Source organism: Streptomyces sp. NPDC034049, assembly GCF_055575575.1.
The window spans coordinates 62,099-76,177 of the sequence record NZ_JBVISJ010000013.1 but is presented as its reverse complement, the minus strand read 5'-3'; the positions used below and the strand labels follow the sequence as shown (position 1 = coordinate 76,177).

At 70.0% G+C, this 14,079-nt stretch carries 14 protein-coding genes and 2 pseudogenes; 12 read left to right on the top strand and 4 right to left on the bottom strand.

Translation table 11 applies throughout. The features are described 5' to 3' along the window. Window positions 1-147: 147 nt before the first annotated feature. Entirely contained in the window at window positions 148-360 is a 213-nt protein-coding gene (locus tag ACZ52C_RS31175; protein ID WP_469077876.1) for an aldehyde dehydrogenase family protein, read from the bottom strand. Next, window positions 345-1,414 (bottom strand): annotated as a pseudogene (locus ACZ52C_RS31170) (aldehyde dehydrogenase family protein). The gene ACZ52C_RS31175 and the pseudogene ACZ52C_RS31170 overlap by 16 nt, the downstream one beginning before the upstream one ends. A 217-nt stretch (window positions 1,415-1,631) precedes the next feature. Between ACZ52C_RS31170 and ACZ52C_RS31165 the strand changes: the two are divergent. Next, the gene (locus ACZ52C_RS31165; protein ID WP_469077875.1) at window positions 1,632-2,423 is read left to right on the top strand and encodes an IclR family transcriptional regulator domain-containing protein; all 792 of its coding nucleotides are present in this window, start codon (window positions 1,632-1,634) and stop codon (window positions 2,421-2,423) included. A gap of 53 nt (window positions 2,424-2,476) precedes the next feature. On the opposite strand, the gene ACZ52C_RS31160 is transcribed toward ACZ52C_RS31165, so the two are convergent. Both ACZ52C_RS31160 and ACZ52C_RS31155 read right to left on the bottom strand, forming a co-directional pair. Next, window positions 2,477-2,620 (bottom strand): hypothetical protein, encoded by a 144-nt coding sequence (locus tag ACZ52C_RS31160; RefSeq protein WP_469077874.1) that lies wholly within the window; start codon window positions 2,618-2,620, stop codon window positions 2,477-2,479. A 253-nt stretch (window positions 2,621-2,873) separates the two neighbouring features. Further along, window positions 2,874-3,449, bottom strand: a complete 576-nt coding sequence (locus ACZ52C_RS31155; protein WP_469077873.1) for a TetR/AcrR family transcriptional regulator — start codon at window positions 3,447-3,449, stop codon at window positions 2,874-2,876. 100 nt (window positions 3,450-3,549) lie between these two features. Between ACZ52C_RS31155 and ACZ52C_RS31150 the strand changes: the two genes are divergently transcribed. The 11 genes and pseudogenes from ACZ52C_RS31150 to ACZ52C_RS31100 all read left to right on the top strand — a co-directional run bounded on the left by ACZ52C_RS31150 (window position 3,550) and on the right by ACZ52C_RS31100 (window position 13,774). Next, window positions 3,550-4,515: an SDR family NAD(P)-dependent oxidoreductase gene (locus ACZ52C_RS31150; RefSeq protein ID WP_469077872.1), complete on the top strand. Its 966-nt coding sequence runs from the start codon at window positions 3,550-3,552 to the stop codon at window positions 4,513-4,515. Window positions 4,516-4,639: 124 nt separating this feature from the next. Then, window positions 4,640-5,362 (top strand): YceI family protein, encoded by a 723-nt coding sequence (locus tag ACZ52C_RS31145; protein WP_469077871.1) that lies wholly within the window; start codon window positions 4,640-4,642, stop codon window positions 5,360-5,362. Between the two features lie 108 nt (window positions 5,363-5,470). Continuing rightward, window positions 5,471-6,466: a nuclear transport factor 2 family protein gene (locus ACZ52C_RS31140; RefSeq protein WP_469077870.1), complete on the top strand. Its 996-nt coding sequence runs from the start codon at window positions 5,471-5,473 to the stop codon at window positions 6,464-6,466. Window positions 6,467-6,682: 216 nt separating this feature from the next. Beyond that, window positions 6,683-7,564 carry a dioxygenase family protein gene (locus ACZ52C_RS31135; protein WP_469077869.1) on the top strand — a complete coding sequence of 294 codons (882 nt, stop codon included), beginning with the start codon at window positions 6,683-6,685 and terminating at the stop codon, window positions 7,562-7,564. Next, entirely contained in the window at window positions 7,561-8,079 is a 519-nt protein-coding gene (locus ACZ52C_RS31130) for a DoxX family protein (RefSeq protein ID WP_469077868.1), read from the top strand. The genes ACZ52C_RS31135 and ACZ52C_RS31130 overlap by 4 nt, the downstream gene beginning before the upstream one ends. Window positions 8,080-8,083: 4 nt before the next feature. Then, window positions 8,084-9,559, top strand: a complete 1,476-nt coding sequence (locus ACZ52C_RS31125) for an amidohydrolase family protein (protein WP_469077867.1) — start codon at window positions 8,084-8,086, stop codon at window positions 9,557-9,559. 3 nt (window positions 9,560-9,562) lie between these two features. Continuing rightward, the gene (locus ACZ52C_RS31120) at window positions 9,563-10,753 is read left to right on the top strand and encodes a CaiB/BaiF CoA transferase family protein (RefSeq protein WP_469077866.1); all 1,191 of its coding nucleotides are present in this window, start codon (window positions 9,563-9,565) and stop codon (window positions 10,751-10,753) included. After that, complete coding sequence (locus ACZ52C_RS31115; protein ID WP_469077865.1) at window positions 10,746-11,579, top strand: citryl-CoA lyase; 834 nt, start codon at window positions 10,746-10,748, stop codon at window positions 11,577-11,579. Before ACZ52C_RS31120 ends, ACZ52C_RS31115 begins: the two co-directional genes overlap by 8 nt. Window positions 11,580-11,587: 8 nt before the next feature. Next, a pseudogene (locus ACZ52C_RS31110) lies at window positions 11,588-11,803 on the top strand (methylmalonate-semialdehyde dehydrogenase (CoA acylating)); the annotation flags it as partial. An 83-nt stretch (window positions 11,804-11,886) separates the two neighbouring features. Further along, complete coding sequence (locus tag ACZ52C_RS31105; RefSeq protein ID WP_469077864.1) at window positions 11,887-12,537, top strand: LLM class flavin-dependent oxidoreductase; 651 nt, start codon at window positions 11,887-11,889, stop codon at window positions 12,535-12,537. A gap of 55 nt (window positions 12,538-12,592) precedes the next feature. After that, window positions 12,593-13,774, top strand: coding sequence for a thiolase family protein (locus tag ACZ52C_RS31100; protein WP_469077863.1), 1,182 nt, complete (start codon window positions 12,593-12,595; stop codon window positions 13,772-13,774). The last annotated feature ends 305 nt before the right edge of the window (window positions 13,775-14,079 follow it).

The window sequence follows — 14,079 nt, the reverse complement described above, 5'->3', positions numbered from 1 at the left end:
CGTACGGCCGGAGTGTGACGTACGGCCGGAGTACGACTGGACCCCGTCCGCTCGAAGCGGCCGGGTCCGTTGCTCTGACGTACGGCCGGAGTATGGCAGTACCCCACCCACTCAAGGCCGGCGGGGTACAGGCGCACTCGCCGTTTTCTATCCGTGGGTCGTGATGGTGTGCGCTTCGGTGAAGGAGAGCAGGCCCTCCGAGCCCGTCTCCCGTCCGATGCCACTCTGGCGGAAGCCGCCGAAGGGAGCCCGGTCGTTACACGCGACGGCGTTGGCGTGGTTGATCCAGGTGGTGCCGGTACGCAGCCTTCGGCAATCCTGCCCGCATGGGCGGGATCGCCGCTTCAGACCGAGGAGCACAGTCCCGACCAGTCGTCGTTGACCCGGTCCACCACGGAATCGCCGTCGTCGAACGGCAGGATCGGCAGGGCGGGGCCGAACTGCTCCTCGGTGACGATCCGCAAGCGGGGGTCGAGGACGAGTGCGGGACGCAGGAAGTGGCCCCCGGAGGTGGCGGCGCCGGGGGCCGGAGTGCCCCGTTCGCGCACCTCGGCTCCGGCGTCGGCGGCCTCGGCCAGCATGGCGGTGACCTTGTCGCGCTGGGCGGCACGTTGAGCAGGCCCATGATCGAGGCGGGATCGGTTCCCGCGCCCAACGCAATGGGTGTCGAGGGCGGAGGTCAGCGCGTCGACGAGCTCCTCGTAGCGGGAGCGATGGACGTACACCCGTTTGACCGCCATGCAGATCTGGCCGCTGGCAGGAAAGCGCCCTGGACGAGCCCCCGGCCGAGCCGTCCGATGTGCTCCGGGTCGAGTACAGCGTCGTCGAGGACGATCGCGGGGTCGTTGCCGCCGAGTTCGAGCGTCACCGAGGCAGAGGTTCTGTGCGGCGGCCGCCACGATGTGCTTGCCGGCGGCCGTGCTGCCAGTGAAGACGATCTTTCGGACACGAGGGTCGGTGAGCAGTGGGGCGACCGCGTCGCTGCTGCCCGTCACGACGTTCAGCACCCCCGCCGGGAGCCCGCGGCGAACAGCTCCAGCGTGCGCACCATGGCCAGCGGCACGGTGGGCGGGGGCTTGACCACGGCCGTGTTCCCGGCGAGCAGCACGTACGGCAGGCCCGCCCCGAGGATGGCGAGCGGCCAGTTCAACGGCACGATGACGGTGACCACGCCCGTGGGGAGCCGATGGATGTGCGAGGTCAGCGGCGGGCCGTCGAGGCGTCGTACCTGGTCGAGGGAGTCGGCCAGGTCGATCGCCGCCCGGGTGCGTGCGACGAAAACCCCCATCGCCACCTGACTCTCGAAGGAGACCTTGCCGTTCTCCCTGGTCAGCAGGGCCGCCCGCGCGGCCTCACTGCCTCCGAGGAGGGCGAGCTCCTGGCCGATGATCTCCGCTCGCCGGCGGGCGGGCATCGCTGCCCAGCTCGGGAACGCCGCGTCCGCGGCGGCAGCGGCTATGACGCCTGTCGGACGATCATCCGACTGGCGGACGGTTAGGGTCGGCGTCACTTCGGACCCTTCCGGTGTCAATCCCTACGCTGGGAAGTCCTGCCTGAACTCATGTCCGCAGCACGGACACGCGTTAGGCTGACTGTGGGATCCCATAGCTCGACCGCAGCCGAGGAGTCGCGTGCCACGCCAGGGAACAGGACCGGATTTCATCGAGGCATTGGCCAGAGGGCTCGAGGTCATTGCCGCGTTTCCGCCCGGGCAGCCACAGATGTCACTGGCTCAGGTCGCCGGCGCCACCGGGCTCGCCAGGCCGACCGCCCGCAGGATTCTGCTGACCCTGGAGGAACTGGGCTATGTCCGCTCCTGTGAGGCGGGGTTCGCGCTGACCCCCAGGGTGCTCGAACTCGGGGTGGCCTACGTACGCTCCATGGGTCTGTGGGACATCGCGCGGCCCCATATGGAGCGTCTGGTGGAGCGAACCGGCGAGTCGTGCTCCGTGGCTCAGCTGGACGGATCGGACATCATCTATGTGGCCCGGGTGGCTGTCCCCAAGCTCGTGACCCTGTCGGTGCAGATCGGAACACGGTTTCCAGCTCTGCAGACCTCTCTGGGAAAGGTACTACTGGCAGCCTTGCGGGCCGATGAGCTGAAGCAGGTGCTCGCCGAGCCTTCCCGTTCGGGGCTGACGCCGTGCTGGCAGCCCGACCTCGGCGAACGTGATGCGGCCCTGCGCGACGTGCGAGCACGGGGGTGGGCGCTGACGGACCAGCAGTTGGCTCCCGGTATCCGGTCGGTCGCGGCCCCGCTGCGTGACGGCTCCGGCCAAGTCATCGCGGCGCTCAATGTCAACTGTCACGCGGCCGAGACATCGGTCGAGCGACTTGTCGAGGAGCATCTGCCACCGCTGTTGCAGACGGCGGGAGACATCAGCGCGGATTTCGCCCGTGTCGCCGCGGTGCCGCAGGCCTGAGGAGCCACTGCCCCCTTCACGGACCTGAGGGCCGTCGACAGGCCGCGTGCGCGTCACGCCTCCTCGAAGGCCGCCAGATCGAGGGGCTTGGGCCCGAAGCCCTGAAGCCGGTCCGCACGGTCGCTCCCCGCCGCGATGGCCTGTCCGGTGATGTGGGCCGACTCCTTCAACGCCAGATACACGATGACCGGTGCCACGTCGTCCGGCGATCCCAGCCCCTGCCGCCGGACAGCGTCGGGAACGGGCTCCCCCTGGGTTTCCTCCGGTGCGGGTCTCGCGACCGAACGGAGCCCGACGACCCTAGTACTCCCGTTGCACTTCGCTATCACCGCTGGTCAGGACCGGGTTTCTGAGTGTACGCGGCTGATGCGCCGTCAAATGGCGGGAGTTCGTGACCTCGGGTGCGGCGTCGGTAGTGGCAGCGTCTGGCGATGGCCTCACCGGGGCGCATCAGCCGGCGCGGTAGCGGAGCCCGTCGAGCAGGAGGTCGAGCATGCGGCCCGCGCGGTCGCGCAGCCCTTTGTCGCTGGTGATCAGCAGAACACCGCCGAGGCTGAAGCCGACGTCCAGGGGGTCCACGTCCGAGCGCAGAACTCCCACTTCGGCCCCGGCGTGCAGCAGGGTGCTGATGGCGGAGCTGATCCGTTCCAGACTTTCGGCGAACGGATCCTCGTCGCCGGAGGCGATGACGGCCTTCAGCGCGTCCGCCATGCCCTGCTTGACCGCCAGGTAGTCGATGAACAGGTCCATCCACCGCCGCATGGCCTGGTCGGGAGGGAGCTGTGCGAGCAGCTCCGTGGCGCTGTCGCAGACCCGGGCGAGTTCGTTGCGGTAGGCGGCCTCGATCAAGGCCTCGCGGGTGGGGAAGTGCCGGTAGAGCGTTCCGATGCCCACGCCGGCGTCCTTGGCGATGGCCTCGAGGGACGCGTCCGTGCCGACCTCGGAGAACGCGCGCCCCGCGACTTCGAGCAGGCGTTCCCGGTTGCGTCTCGCGTCGGCACGCAGCCCACGTGTGGTGCTGGTCACAGCTTTCCTCCCTCTGGACAATCGGAGGGCCCTCCGTTTAAGGTTCAAGCAACCGGAGGCACCTCCGCTTCGAGCGTAGCAAACAGGGAGCATTGCGAGAATGGCCACGAGGGCAGGCATCACCACTCCGTTCACCAGCCGGTCCACGGCTTCCGACGTCATCGCGGGCATCGACCTCACGGGCCGCCGCGCCGTCGTCACCGGGGCCGCGTCCGGCATCGGTGTGGAGACCGCCCGGGCGCTCGCCGGCGCCGGCGCGGAGGTCACGCTCGCCGTACGGGACACCGAGGCCGGCCACCGCACCGCCGAGGCCATCCGGGCCACCACCGGTAACGAAGGCGTACGGGTCGCCACGCTGGACCTGGCCGATCCGGCATCCGTCCGCGGGTTCACGGCCGCGTGGCAGGGTCCGCTGCACATCCTGGTCAACAACGCGGGGGTCATGGCTGCCCCGGAGAGCCGCACACCCCAGGGCTGGGAGCTGCAGTTCGCCACCAACCACCTGGGACACTTCGCCCTGACCACCGGACTGCGCGGCGCGCTAGCCAGGGCCGGCGGTGCCCGCGTGGTGTCCGTGAGTTCCAGCGGGCACCTGTTCTCGCCCGTCGTCTTCGACGACCTCCACTTCACCGAGCGGCCCTACGACCCGTGGCTGGCGTACGGGCAGTCCAAGACGGCCAACGTGCTGTTCGCGGTCGAGGCCGGCCGGCGATGGGCCGACGACGGGATCACGGCCAACGCGCTGATGCCCGGCGGGATCCGGACCAACCTGGGGCGCTACCTGGACGAAGCGCAGATGGGCCTGTTCATGACCCACCTGCAAGCCCTCCTCGGTGAAGGAACGCCCCTGCCCGACATGTCTTTCAAATCGATCGAACAGGGCGCCGCGACCTCCGCCCTGCTGGCCGCCTCACCCTTGCTCGACGGCATCAGCGGCCGGTACTTCGAGGACTGCGACGAGGCCCCACCGCACCAGCCGGGCACCAACACCGGGGTCGCGCCACACGCCCTGGACCCGGAGGCGGCCGAGCGACTCTGGCAGGTCTCCGAGCAGCTCCTGGGCTGACCTCACGCCGCTCGCCGGCCGCGACCGAGCCCGCGGACACCCGTAGCAGCCCTTCCGCCCAGGCCGACCCCCGACCAAATATTTGAAACTTCAGTTGAAAGTCTAAAATACTTAGGGAGACACCATGGCAGGCAGTATCCGCAGGCACTGGAAGCGCTGGCTCATCGCCGGTGCGGCCACCGCCGTCGTGCTGGGAACGGCGGGCCCCTACGTCTACATCAACTACGTCCAGGACGAGCCACCGGCCGCCCTCTCGCTCGACAACCCGCCAGGCTCGGATTCCTCGGGCAGTTCCTCAGGTTCCGGGGAGCAGGCCGGGCAGGAGGGTGTCGAGGGCGCCTGGCGGGTGGGCAGCGGCTCGCAGGCCGGTTACCGGGTCGACGAGGTCCTCTTCGGCCAGAACGTCACGGCGGTGGGCCGCACCGAGGAGGTCACCGGCGAGTTGGAGATCGAGGGCAACCGGGCCGTCAGCGGATCCTTCACCGTCGACCTGGCCTCGGTGAAGAGCGACTCCGACCAGCGCGACGGCCAGTTCCGCGGCCGGGTCATGAACACCGATCGGTACCCCGAGGCCACCTTCGAGCTCACCGAGCCCGTCGACTTCGGGTCGACGCCGAAGGTGGGCGAGGAGGTCAGCGCCGAGGCCACGGGCGAGCTGACCGTCCACGGCAAGACCAACCCCGTCTCCTTCGACCTCGACGCCCAGCGCACCGCCGACGGCTTCCGGGTCAACGGCTCCATTCCCGTCACCTTCGCCGACTACGGCATCGACGCACCCAACTTCGGCGGGATCGCGGTGGAGGACGAGGGAGACATCGAGTTCCTCCTCACCTTCGACCGCGCCTGAGCCCGTACGGGGCCGGAGGGTCACACCGACCCCTCACTCACGCCCGATCCCTCACCGGACACCCAGCGACGCGCTTCACCGCCGTCCGCACAGCATTGGAGATCCCCCATGTACAGCACCACACGGTCGAGCAGCACCACCCGGACGACCCGTAAGGCCGTAGCCACCCTCCTGGCCGTGGCGACCGTAGGAGCAGTGGCCGGCTTCGCACCCGCCGCCACCGCCACCGCCTCCGCACCGTCCCACAGCGGACCGGCCCTCGGCCTCGACGCCCCGCACACGAGTCCCGCCACGCAGGAGCGCAACAAGCGCGTCGCCGTCCACGTCCTCACCCAGCTCTTCGAGGAGGGCAACCTCAAGGTCGCCGACCGGTACATCCGCGCGGACTACATCCAGCACAACCCCGCCGCGCCCAACGGCCGGGAAGCGATCAAGAACTTCATCCGCGACTGGACCGCGCGCTTCCCGGACCACCAGTACAACGTGAAGCGGGTCCTCGCCCAGGGCAACCTGGTCCTGGTGCACTCCAACCCCGTCTTCGAGCCCGGCACCCGTGGCTCGGCCGTGGTCGACATCTTCCGCTTCGACCCCAGGAGCGGCATGATCGCCGAGCACTGGGACACGGTCCAGGACGTGCCGGCGACCACCGTCAACGGCAACGACATGTTCGGTACGGTCAGCAACCCGCACACGAACCAGCCCAGCGGCCCCCGCTGGCAGACACACCTCAGCGAGAAGATCGCCACCAGCTACTTCGACACCCTCCTCGTCGACAAGAACCCCGACGCCGTCAAGTACCTCGCGCCGGAGTACTACCAGCACAACCCGACCATCCCCAACGGCTCGGCCGGCCTGCGTGAGCAGTTCACCAATTTCTTCCGCCAGTTCCCGAACCTGATCGTGGAACGCAAGCGCGTCATCGCCGACAAGGACTACGTCGCCATCCACGCGCACTACCGCCTCAGCCCCGAGGACCGTGGGCAGTCCGTCGTGGACATCTTCCGGGTCGAGAAGCAGAAGAACGGCGAGCTCAAGATCATCGAGCACTGGGACGCCGTACAGGACGTCCCGGCCACCTCCGCCAACGACAACACGATGTTCTGACCTCTCCGATCATCGCGGCCCCATGGCCCGTCACCTGCCGGTGACGGGCCACTCATCTCTCGGCAGCGGACATGAGTCCGACCGCGTCACCCCAGTGCGGCTTTGCATGCAGCCATCCAAGGGCTTGATTTACCAGTCACTCATGCACCACTGTGTCCGCTGTACGGACGAGCGTCCGTACAGCGGTCGAGCCCGGAACGAATCGAGGAGGATTCCATGGCCTTCGTGACGGAGGACAACCTCAGCGACCTGGCGGTGAAGCGGTGGTCCACCGCTCACTCGCCCCGGCTCGCCGAGCTGATGACGGCGCTGGTGCGGCACCTCCACGCGTACGTCCGCGAGGTCCGGCTGACGGAGGAGGAGTGGGCGGCGGCCGTCGAGTGGCTCACGGCGACCGGCCGGATCAGTGACGACAAGCGCCAGGAGTTCATCCTCGCCTCCGACGTCCTCGGTCTGAGCACGCTCGTCGTCCAGCTGAACCATCACTTCTCGGCGAAGGCCACTCCGGCGACGGTGCTCGGTCCCTTTCACATCGACGGCTCTCCGACAGCCGGATTCGGAGCCGACATGTCGGACGGCATCCCGGGCACGCCGCTGTTCATCACCGGCCGGGTCCTCGACCTCCACGGCACGCCTCTGCCCGACGCCGTCCTGGACGTGTGGCAGGCCGACGCCGACGGCGCCTACGAGGCGCAGCTGCCGGAGATCGACGAGGCCCGGCTGCGCGCGCTGTACCGGACGCGGGCGGACGGCACGTACTGCGTGCGCACCATCGCGCCACGCGGCTACGCGATCCCGATGGACGGTCCGGTCGGTGACCTGATCGGCAGGACGGACATCAGTCACTTCCGTCCCGCGCACATCCACTTCCTGATCGACCACCCCGGCCACGAGAAGCTCATCACCCATCTGTTCCGGGAGGGCTCCGAATTCCTCGACACCGATGTCGTGTTCGGCACGAAGGACGAGCTGATCGTGCGCTTCACCGAGGAACCGGCAGGCTCCTCCCCTGACGGCGGCACCATCGACGAGCCGTACCTGCGCGCCGAGTTCGATTTCGTGCTGCAGCCCCGGACGACGGACGAGCCGCGGCCGTGAGTCTCGGGCCGCTCCTGCTGCGGCCGCTGTTCGCCGCGCTGCTGTTCGGCCACGGCACCCAGAAACTGTTCGGCTGGTTCGGCGGTGCCGGGCGGGCCGGGACCGCCGCCGTCTTCGATCGGTGGGGCTTCGTGCCCGGCCGGCGGATGGTGCTCGTCGCCGGGGCGGCCGAACTCGCCGGAGCGGTCACGGTCGCGGCCGGGCTGCTGACTCCCGGCGGCTGCGCGGTGATCGTCGGCACCACGGCGGTCGCGGCGGCGGCGACCGCGCCGAACGGCTTCTGGGCCCAGCAGGGCGGCTGCGAAGTGCCCTTCTCCTACGGCGCGGTGGCCGCGGTCCTCGCCTTCACCGGCCCCGGCGCCTGGTCACTCGACCACGCCCTCGGGCTGACGGGACTCGACGGCTACGCATGGGGATGCGCGGCACCGGCCCTCGGCCTGGCCACCGCGGCCGTACCCCTGACCGCCCGCTCCCGTGTTCTGCGGGCACGGACCACAGACTCCACAACGAGGTGACCACATGACGATCGAACAGCCACGCAGAGAAGACTTCACCCCCGGACGCCCCGTCCTGTTCCGCGACGCGACCGTCCTGTCCATGGACCCCACGATCGGCCTGCTCGACCGCGGTGACGTCCTGGTCCGCGGCGAGCTGATCGAGCAGGTCGGAAGGGACCTCCAGGCACCGGACGACGCGTTGGTGGTGGACTGCGCCGGCGGCATCCTCATGCCCGGCATGGTCGACACCCACCGGCACATGTGGCAGACCGCGCTGCGCGGCCTCGGAGCCGACTGGACCCTCTCGCAGTACTTCGTCTTCTACTACCTCACCTGGGGCAAGATCTTCCGCCCCGAGGACATCCACGCCGGCAACCTGCTGTCCGGCATCGAGGCCATCGACGCGGGTGTGACCACCACGCTGGACTGGTCGCACGGCTTGCAGACGCCCGAGCACGGGGACGCGGCCGTCGAATCCCTGCGCGCCGTGCCGGGCCGCTTCGTGCTGGCCTACGGCAATCTGCTGGGTGCGCCCTGGGAGTGGACCCGCTCACCGGATTTCCGGTCCTTCGCCGACCGCAACTTCGCCTCACGGGACGACATGCTCGGCCTGCAACTCGCCTTCGACGTGACCGGTGACGACGCCTTCCCCGAGAAGGCAGCGTTCGAGGCGGCCCACGAGCTCGGGCTGCCGGTCACCACCCACGCGGGCGTCTGGGGCGCGACGAACGACAACGGCATACGTCTGATGTGGGACCACGGGTTCATGACGCCCGACGTCACCTATGTCCACTCGGCGACGCTCAGCGAGGACTCGTACCACCGGATCGCCGCCTCGGGCGGCACGGTCTCGGTGTCGGCGGAAAGCGAGCACAACGCCGGCCAGGGCTACCCTCCCACCTGGCGGCTGAGGCGCCACGGCATCCCCGTGTCGCTGTCGATGGACACCAGCGTGTGGTTCAGCGCCGATCTGTTCTCGGCGATGCGCGCCACGCTGTCGGCCGACCGGACGCGGGAGCACATGGCGGCCCACGCGGCCGGGGAGACGGTGGTGCACCACAGCCTGCGGGCCCGGGACGTCGTGGAGTGGGCCACGATCGGCGGCGCCGGAGTGCTCGGCCTCAGCGACACCATCGGCTCGTTGACGCCGGGCAAGAAGGCCGACCTCGTCCTGCTCAAGAACGACCGCAGCCCGGCGATGTATCCGATCCTGCACCCCTACGGGCACGTGGTCTACCAGGCCACCCGCGCCGATGTGCACACCGTGCTGGTCAACGGAACCGTGGTGAAGTACGCGCACGAACTGGTCGGCGTCGACCTGGAGCGGGCACGCACCGCGGTCGCCGCGACGGTCGATCACGCGCGGTCGACGATGGGCGAGGACGCGTGGCGGGAGGCCGTGGAGCCGGACATCCCGACAACCGAGGTGATCTCCAACCCCTACACCTACAGCGAGTACCGCGGCGAGGGCGTCGCCGTGCAGAACGAGGGGGCGTAGCCCATGAACAGCGGTTCAGGCGGCTCACGCGGACCGCTCGACGGGCTGCTCGTGGCGGACTTCTCCCGCATCCTCGCCGGTCCGTACGCGACGATGCTGCTCGCCGATCTCGGGGCCGACGTGGTGAAGGTCGAGGGTCCTCAAGGGGACGACACCCGCACGTGGACGCCGCCGGTGCGCGACGGTGTGTCGACCTACTACCTGGGGATCAACCGCGGGAAGCGGTCGCTCGCGCTCGACTTCCGCGACGAGGCGGACGCGCGGCTTGCGAGGGAGCTCGCCCGGCGCGCGGACGTGGTGATCGAGAACTTCAAGCCGGGCGGACTGGCACGGTACGGCCTCGACCACGCCTCGGTGAGCGCCGGGAACCCGGGCGTGGTGTATGCGTCGATCAGCGGTTTCGGAGCCGGACCCGGCCGGAACGTACCCGGCTACGACCTGATGGTGCAGGCGATCTCCGGGCTGATGAGCCTGACCGGTGATCCGGACGGGCCGCCGTACCGGGCGGGGATCTCGGTCTTCGACGTGATGGCGGGCAACCACGCCACCATCGGTATCCTCGCCGCCCTGCGGCACCGCGACGCGACCGGCCGGGGCCAGCTCGTCGAGGTGAACCTGCTCTCGTCGGCACTGACCGGGCTGGTCAACCACAGCTCCTCCTACGTGGCCGGCGGCACCGTGCCCTACCGGATGGGCAACGCGCACCCCAGCGTCTTCCCCTACGAACCGCTGCCGACGGCCGACCAGGACCTGATCGTCACCGCGGCCAACGACGGCCAGTTCCGCAAGCTGTGCGAAGTGCTCGGGATCCCCGAGGCCGCCGACGACCCCCGCTTCCGGCACAACGCCGACCGTACCGAGCGACGGGAGGAACTCCGGCCCCTCCTGCTCGAACGGCTGAGGACGAGGACCGCCCTGGAGTGGTTCGACCTGCTCGTCGACGCCGGGGTCCCCTGCGGACCGATCAACACCATCGACGGCGGATTCGCGATGGCCGAACGCTTCGGACTCGACCCGGTCGTCGAGGTCGGCGAGGGAGACCGGACCGTACCCACGACACGGCACCCGATCCGCTTCTCCGAGACGCCCGCCGCCTACCGCCTGCCCCCGCCCGAGTTGGACGAGCACGGGACCGAACTCCGCAAGTGGCTGGAGGACGGCGTAGGGGACGATCCGGAGGACGAGAATGCCTGAGAAACCGAATGCGCCCGAGTACCCGACCGCCCTCGGTGCGTCCTCCCTGGACAGCATCACCCTGCTCGGCCAGGACCTCGCGGCCGACGTGATGGGCGAGGTGGGATTCGGCGAGCTGGCGTTCTGGCTGGCCACGCAGCGCCGCCCCACCTCCGGGGAGACACGGGTGTTCGAGGCGGTGCTCGCCGCACTCGCCGACCACGGCTTCACCCCGACCGCCATAACGGCCCGGCTGACATACCTGTCAGCCCCCGACTCGATACAGGGAGCCATCGCCGCAGGGCTTCTCGGCGGCGGCTCCCGCTTCCTCGGCGTGACCGAGGACTGCGGCCGCTTCCTGCATGACGCCCTGTCCACGCTGGAGAACGGCCACCCGACCGACGAGGCCGGCTGGGACGAACTCGCCCTGGCCACCGTACGCTCCCGAAGGGAGGCCCGGGAGCTCATCCCCGGCCTCGGACACCACGTCCACAAACAAGGTGACCCCCGCACTCCGAGGCTGTTCCAACTCGCCACGGAGGAAGGGCTGTTCGGCCCGCACCTGTCGCTGTTCGCGGCCATCGGCCGGGTCCATCCCCAGGTGCTGGGCAGCACCCTGCCGCTCAACGGCGCCGGGGTCTGCGGTGCCGCACTCGCCGACCTCGGTCTTCCGCTGGACCTGCTCCGCGCCTTCGCCCTGCTCGCCCGCACGGCCGGACTCATCGGCCAGCTCGCCGAGGAGATGCGCAACCCCGTCGCGAACGACATCTTCCTGTCGGTGGACCTGAACAACCGGCCCGTCCCGCCACAGCCCCGCGACGACCCCCGCCCCGCCGGGCACGCGTGACCTCACTGATCGAGGCCGGCATGGTCGGCGCGAACGTCCCGATCCCGGTCCCGGTCGGCTACCACTCTTTCGGCGGCTGGAAGGACGCCCTCTTCGGCGCCCACCACATCTACGGCAACGACGGCACGCACTTCTACACGCGCGGCAAGGTCGTCACCACCCGCTGGCCGGGCCCGGCGGATGCCCCGGCGGGCGTGGACCTGGGCTTCCCGCGCAACCACTGAGCCCTGTAGCGAGGGGGCGGCCGTGCACCGTCCGCCCCCTCGCCGTCGCGTCAGCGGGGGGAGTCGGCGAAGGCGACCGGGCCGTGCCCACGCCACGGCACCCGATCCGCTTCTCCGAGACCCCGGCCGCCTACCGGCTGCCCCCGCCCGAGCTGGACGGACACGGGGCCGAACTGCGCAAGTGGCTGCAGAGGCGCCGCTGGAGTGTCATGGCCGAGCGAGTGAAGGCCATGCGCCGGATCCGGGAGGACGACGTCGCCGAGTTCCGCGGCGAGCACATGCGCTTCGGACCCCTGTGGTCCTGGCCCAAGCCCCACCGGCCGTCCGGCCCGCCGGTTCTGGTGGGCGGTTCCGGGCCCCTCGCGGCGAGCCGGGTGCTCGACTTCGGCGACGAGTGGCTGCCGCACGCCGGCACGCCCGCGGCCGAACCGGCCGAGCACGTCGCGAAGTTGCGTGCCGCGCGACGTGCGGCCGGACGCGCCGATGACGTGCCGGTGACCGTCTTCGGGGCCGAGCCGGAGCCCACGCACCTGGCGGAGCTGCGGGACATCGGCGTGAACCGGGCGGTGCTCTACGCGCCCCCAGCCGACGCCGAGGCCGTACACCGCTTCCTGGACCAGGCGGCTCCGCTGACCGCCGCGTTCTCGTGGCCGCTCCAGGTGACGGGGACGCGGGCCGCTGTCGTCCTCGCGCGGCGTGAAGTGGGTTTGATTTTCCTACTCACAGATCTATAGTGAGAGTCCACATTCCATACCGACCGGTAGGGATGATGAGGCCAGGGAGGCTCCCATGAGGGATGCAGTGATCGTTGAGGCCGTCCGTACCCCGATCGGCAAGGGCAAGCCGGGCGGTGCGCTGTCGTCCGTGCACCCCGTCGAACTGCTCGCACACACCTTGCGCACGCTGGTCGAACGCAGCGGGATCGACCCAGCCCTGGTGGACGACGTGGTCGGCGGCACCGTTGACCAGGTCGGCGAGCAGGCGATGAAGACCACCCGCTACGCCGTACTGTCGGCGGGCTTCCCGGAGACGGTCCCGGCGACCACCGTGGACCGTCAGTGCGGCTCCTCCCAGCAGGCCGTGCACTTCGCCGCGCAGGGCGTCATCGCCGGCGCCTACGACCTCGTCATCGCCTGCGGCGTCGAGTCGATGAGCCGGGTCCCGATGTGGTCGAACGTGCCGCCGGGCGCCGATCCGTTCGGTCCGGGCATTGCCGCCCGCTACCCGGAGGGGCTCCCGCCGCAGGGCGTCAGCGCCGAACTGATCGCTGCGCGCTGGAAGCTGGACCGCGAGACGATGGACGCCTTCTCCGCCGACTCGCACGCCAAGGCCGCGCGGGCCTGGGAGGCCGGCCTCTTCGACGCCGAGACCGCGCCGCTGACCACGCCTGAGGGACGGCTCACCAGGGACGAAAGCGTGCGCCCGACCACCACGCCGGAGATCCTGGCCGGCCTGCGGCCCGCGTTCGAGGACGAGGGATTCGCCCGCCGCTTCCCGCAGATCGACTGGTCGGTCACGGCCGGCAACAGCAGCCCGACCAACGACGGCGCGGCGGCTGTGCTGATCACCAGCAGCGAGACCGCTGCGCGGCTCGGCCTGCGGCCCCTCGCCCGACTGCACAGCTTCGCCGTCACCGGCTCCGACCCGCTCCTGATGCTGACGGGCGTCATCCCGGCGACGGAGAAGGTGCTGCGGCGGGCGGGGCTCGGCCTGGACGACATCGACCTCTTCGAGGTCAACGAGGCATTCGCCAGCGTCCCGCTCGCCTGGCTCGCCGAAACAGGCGCGGACCAGGCCCGCGTCAACGTCCACGGTGGCGCGATCGCCCTCGGCCACCCGCTCGGCGCGAGCGGAGCTCGCCTGATGACGACGCTCGTTCACGCCATGCGGGAGCGGGGCGCGCGCTACGCCCTGCAAACGATGTGCGAGGCGGGCGGGCTGGCCAACGCGACGGTACTGGAGCGTATCTGAGCTCGGCTCCTCGGCGGCGCGAGGAATCACGCGCCGACCATGGCGCGTGTCATGGTGACTGCCGGCCGTCGCGATGACCGTGAGGCCGTGGAACTTCGAATGCCAAGGCGCGCGGTGTCGCCCGTCTCTGCGAGTCCACGCAGCCCGGGTGCCTTCATGACCGTTGCCGCGCGGTAGACGGAATGCAGTAACCATCGAGCGCGTCGTTCCGGCGCTGCCGGGCAACGCGGAAGCCTTGCCCGGCAGCGCCGGAACGACGCGCTCGATGTCTGGTTCGTGGCGATCTGCCGGCTCGGCGTCGACCG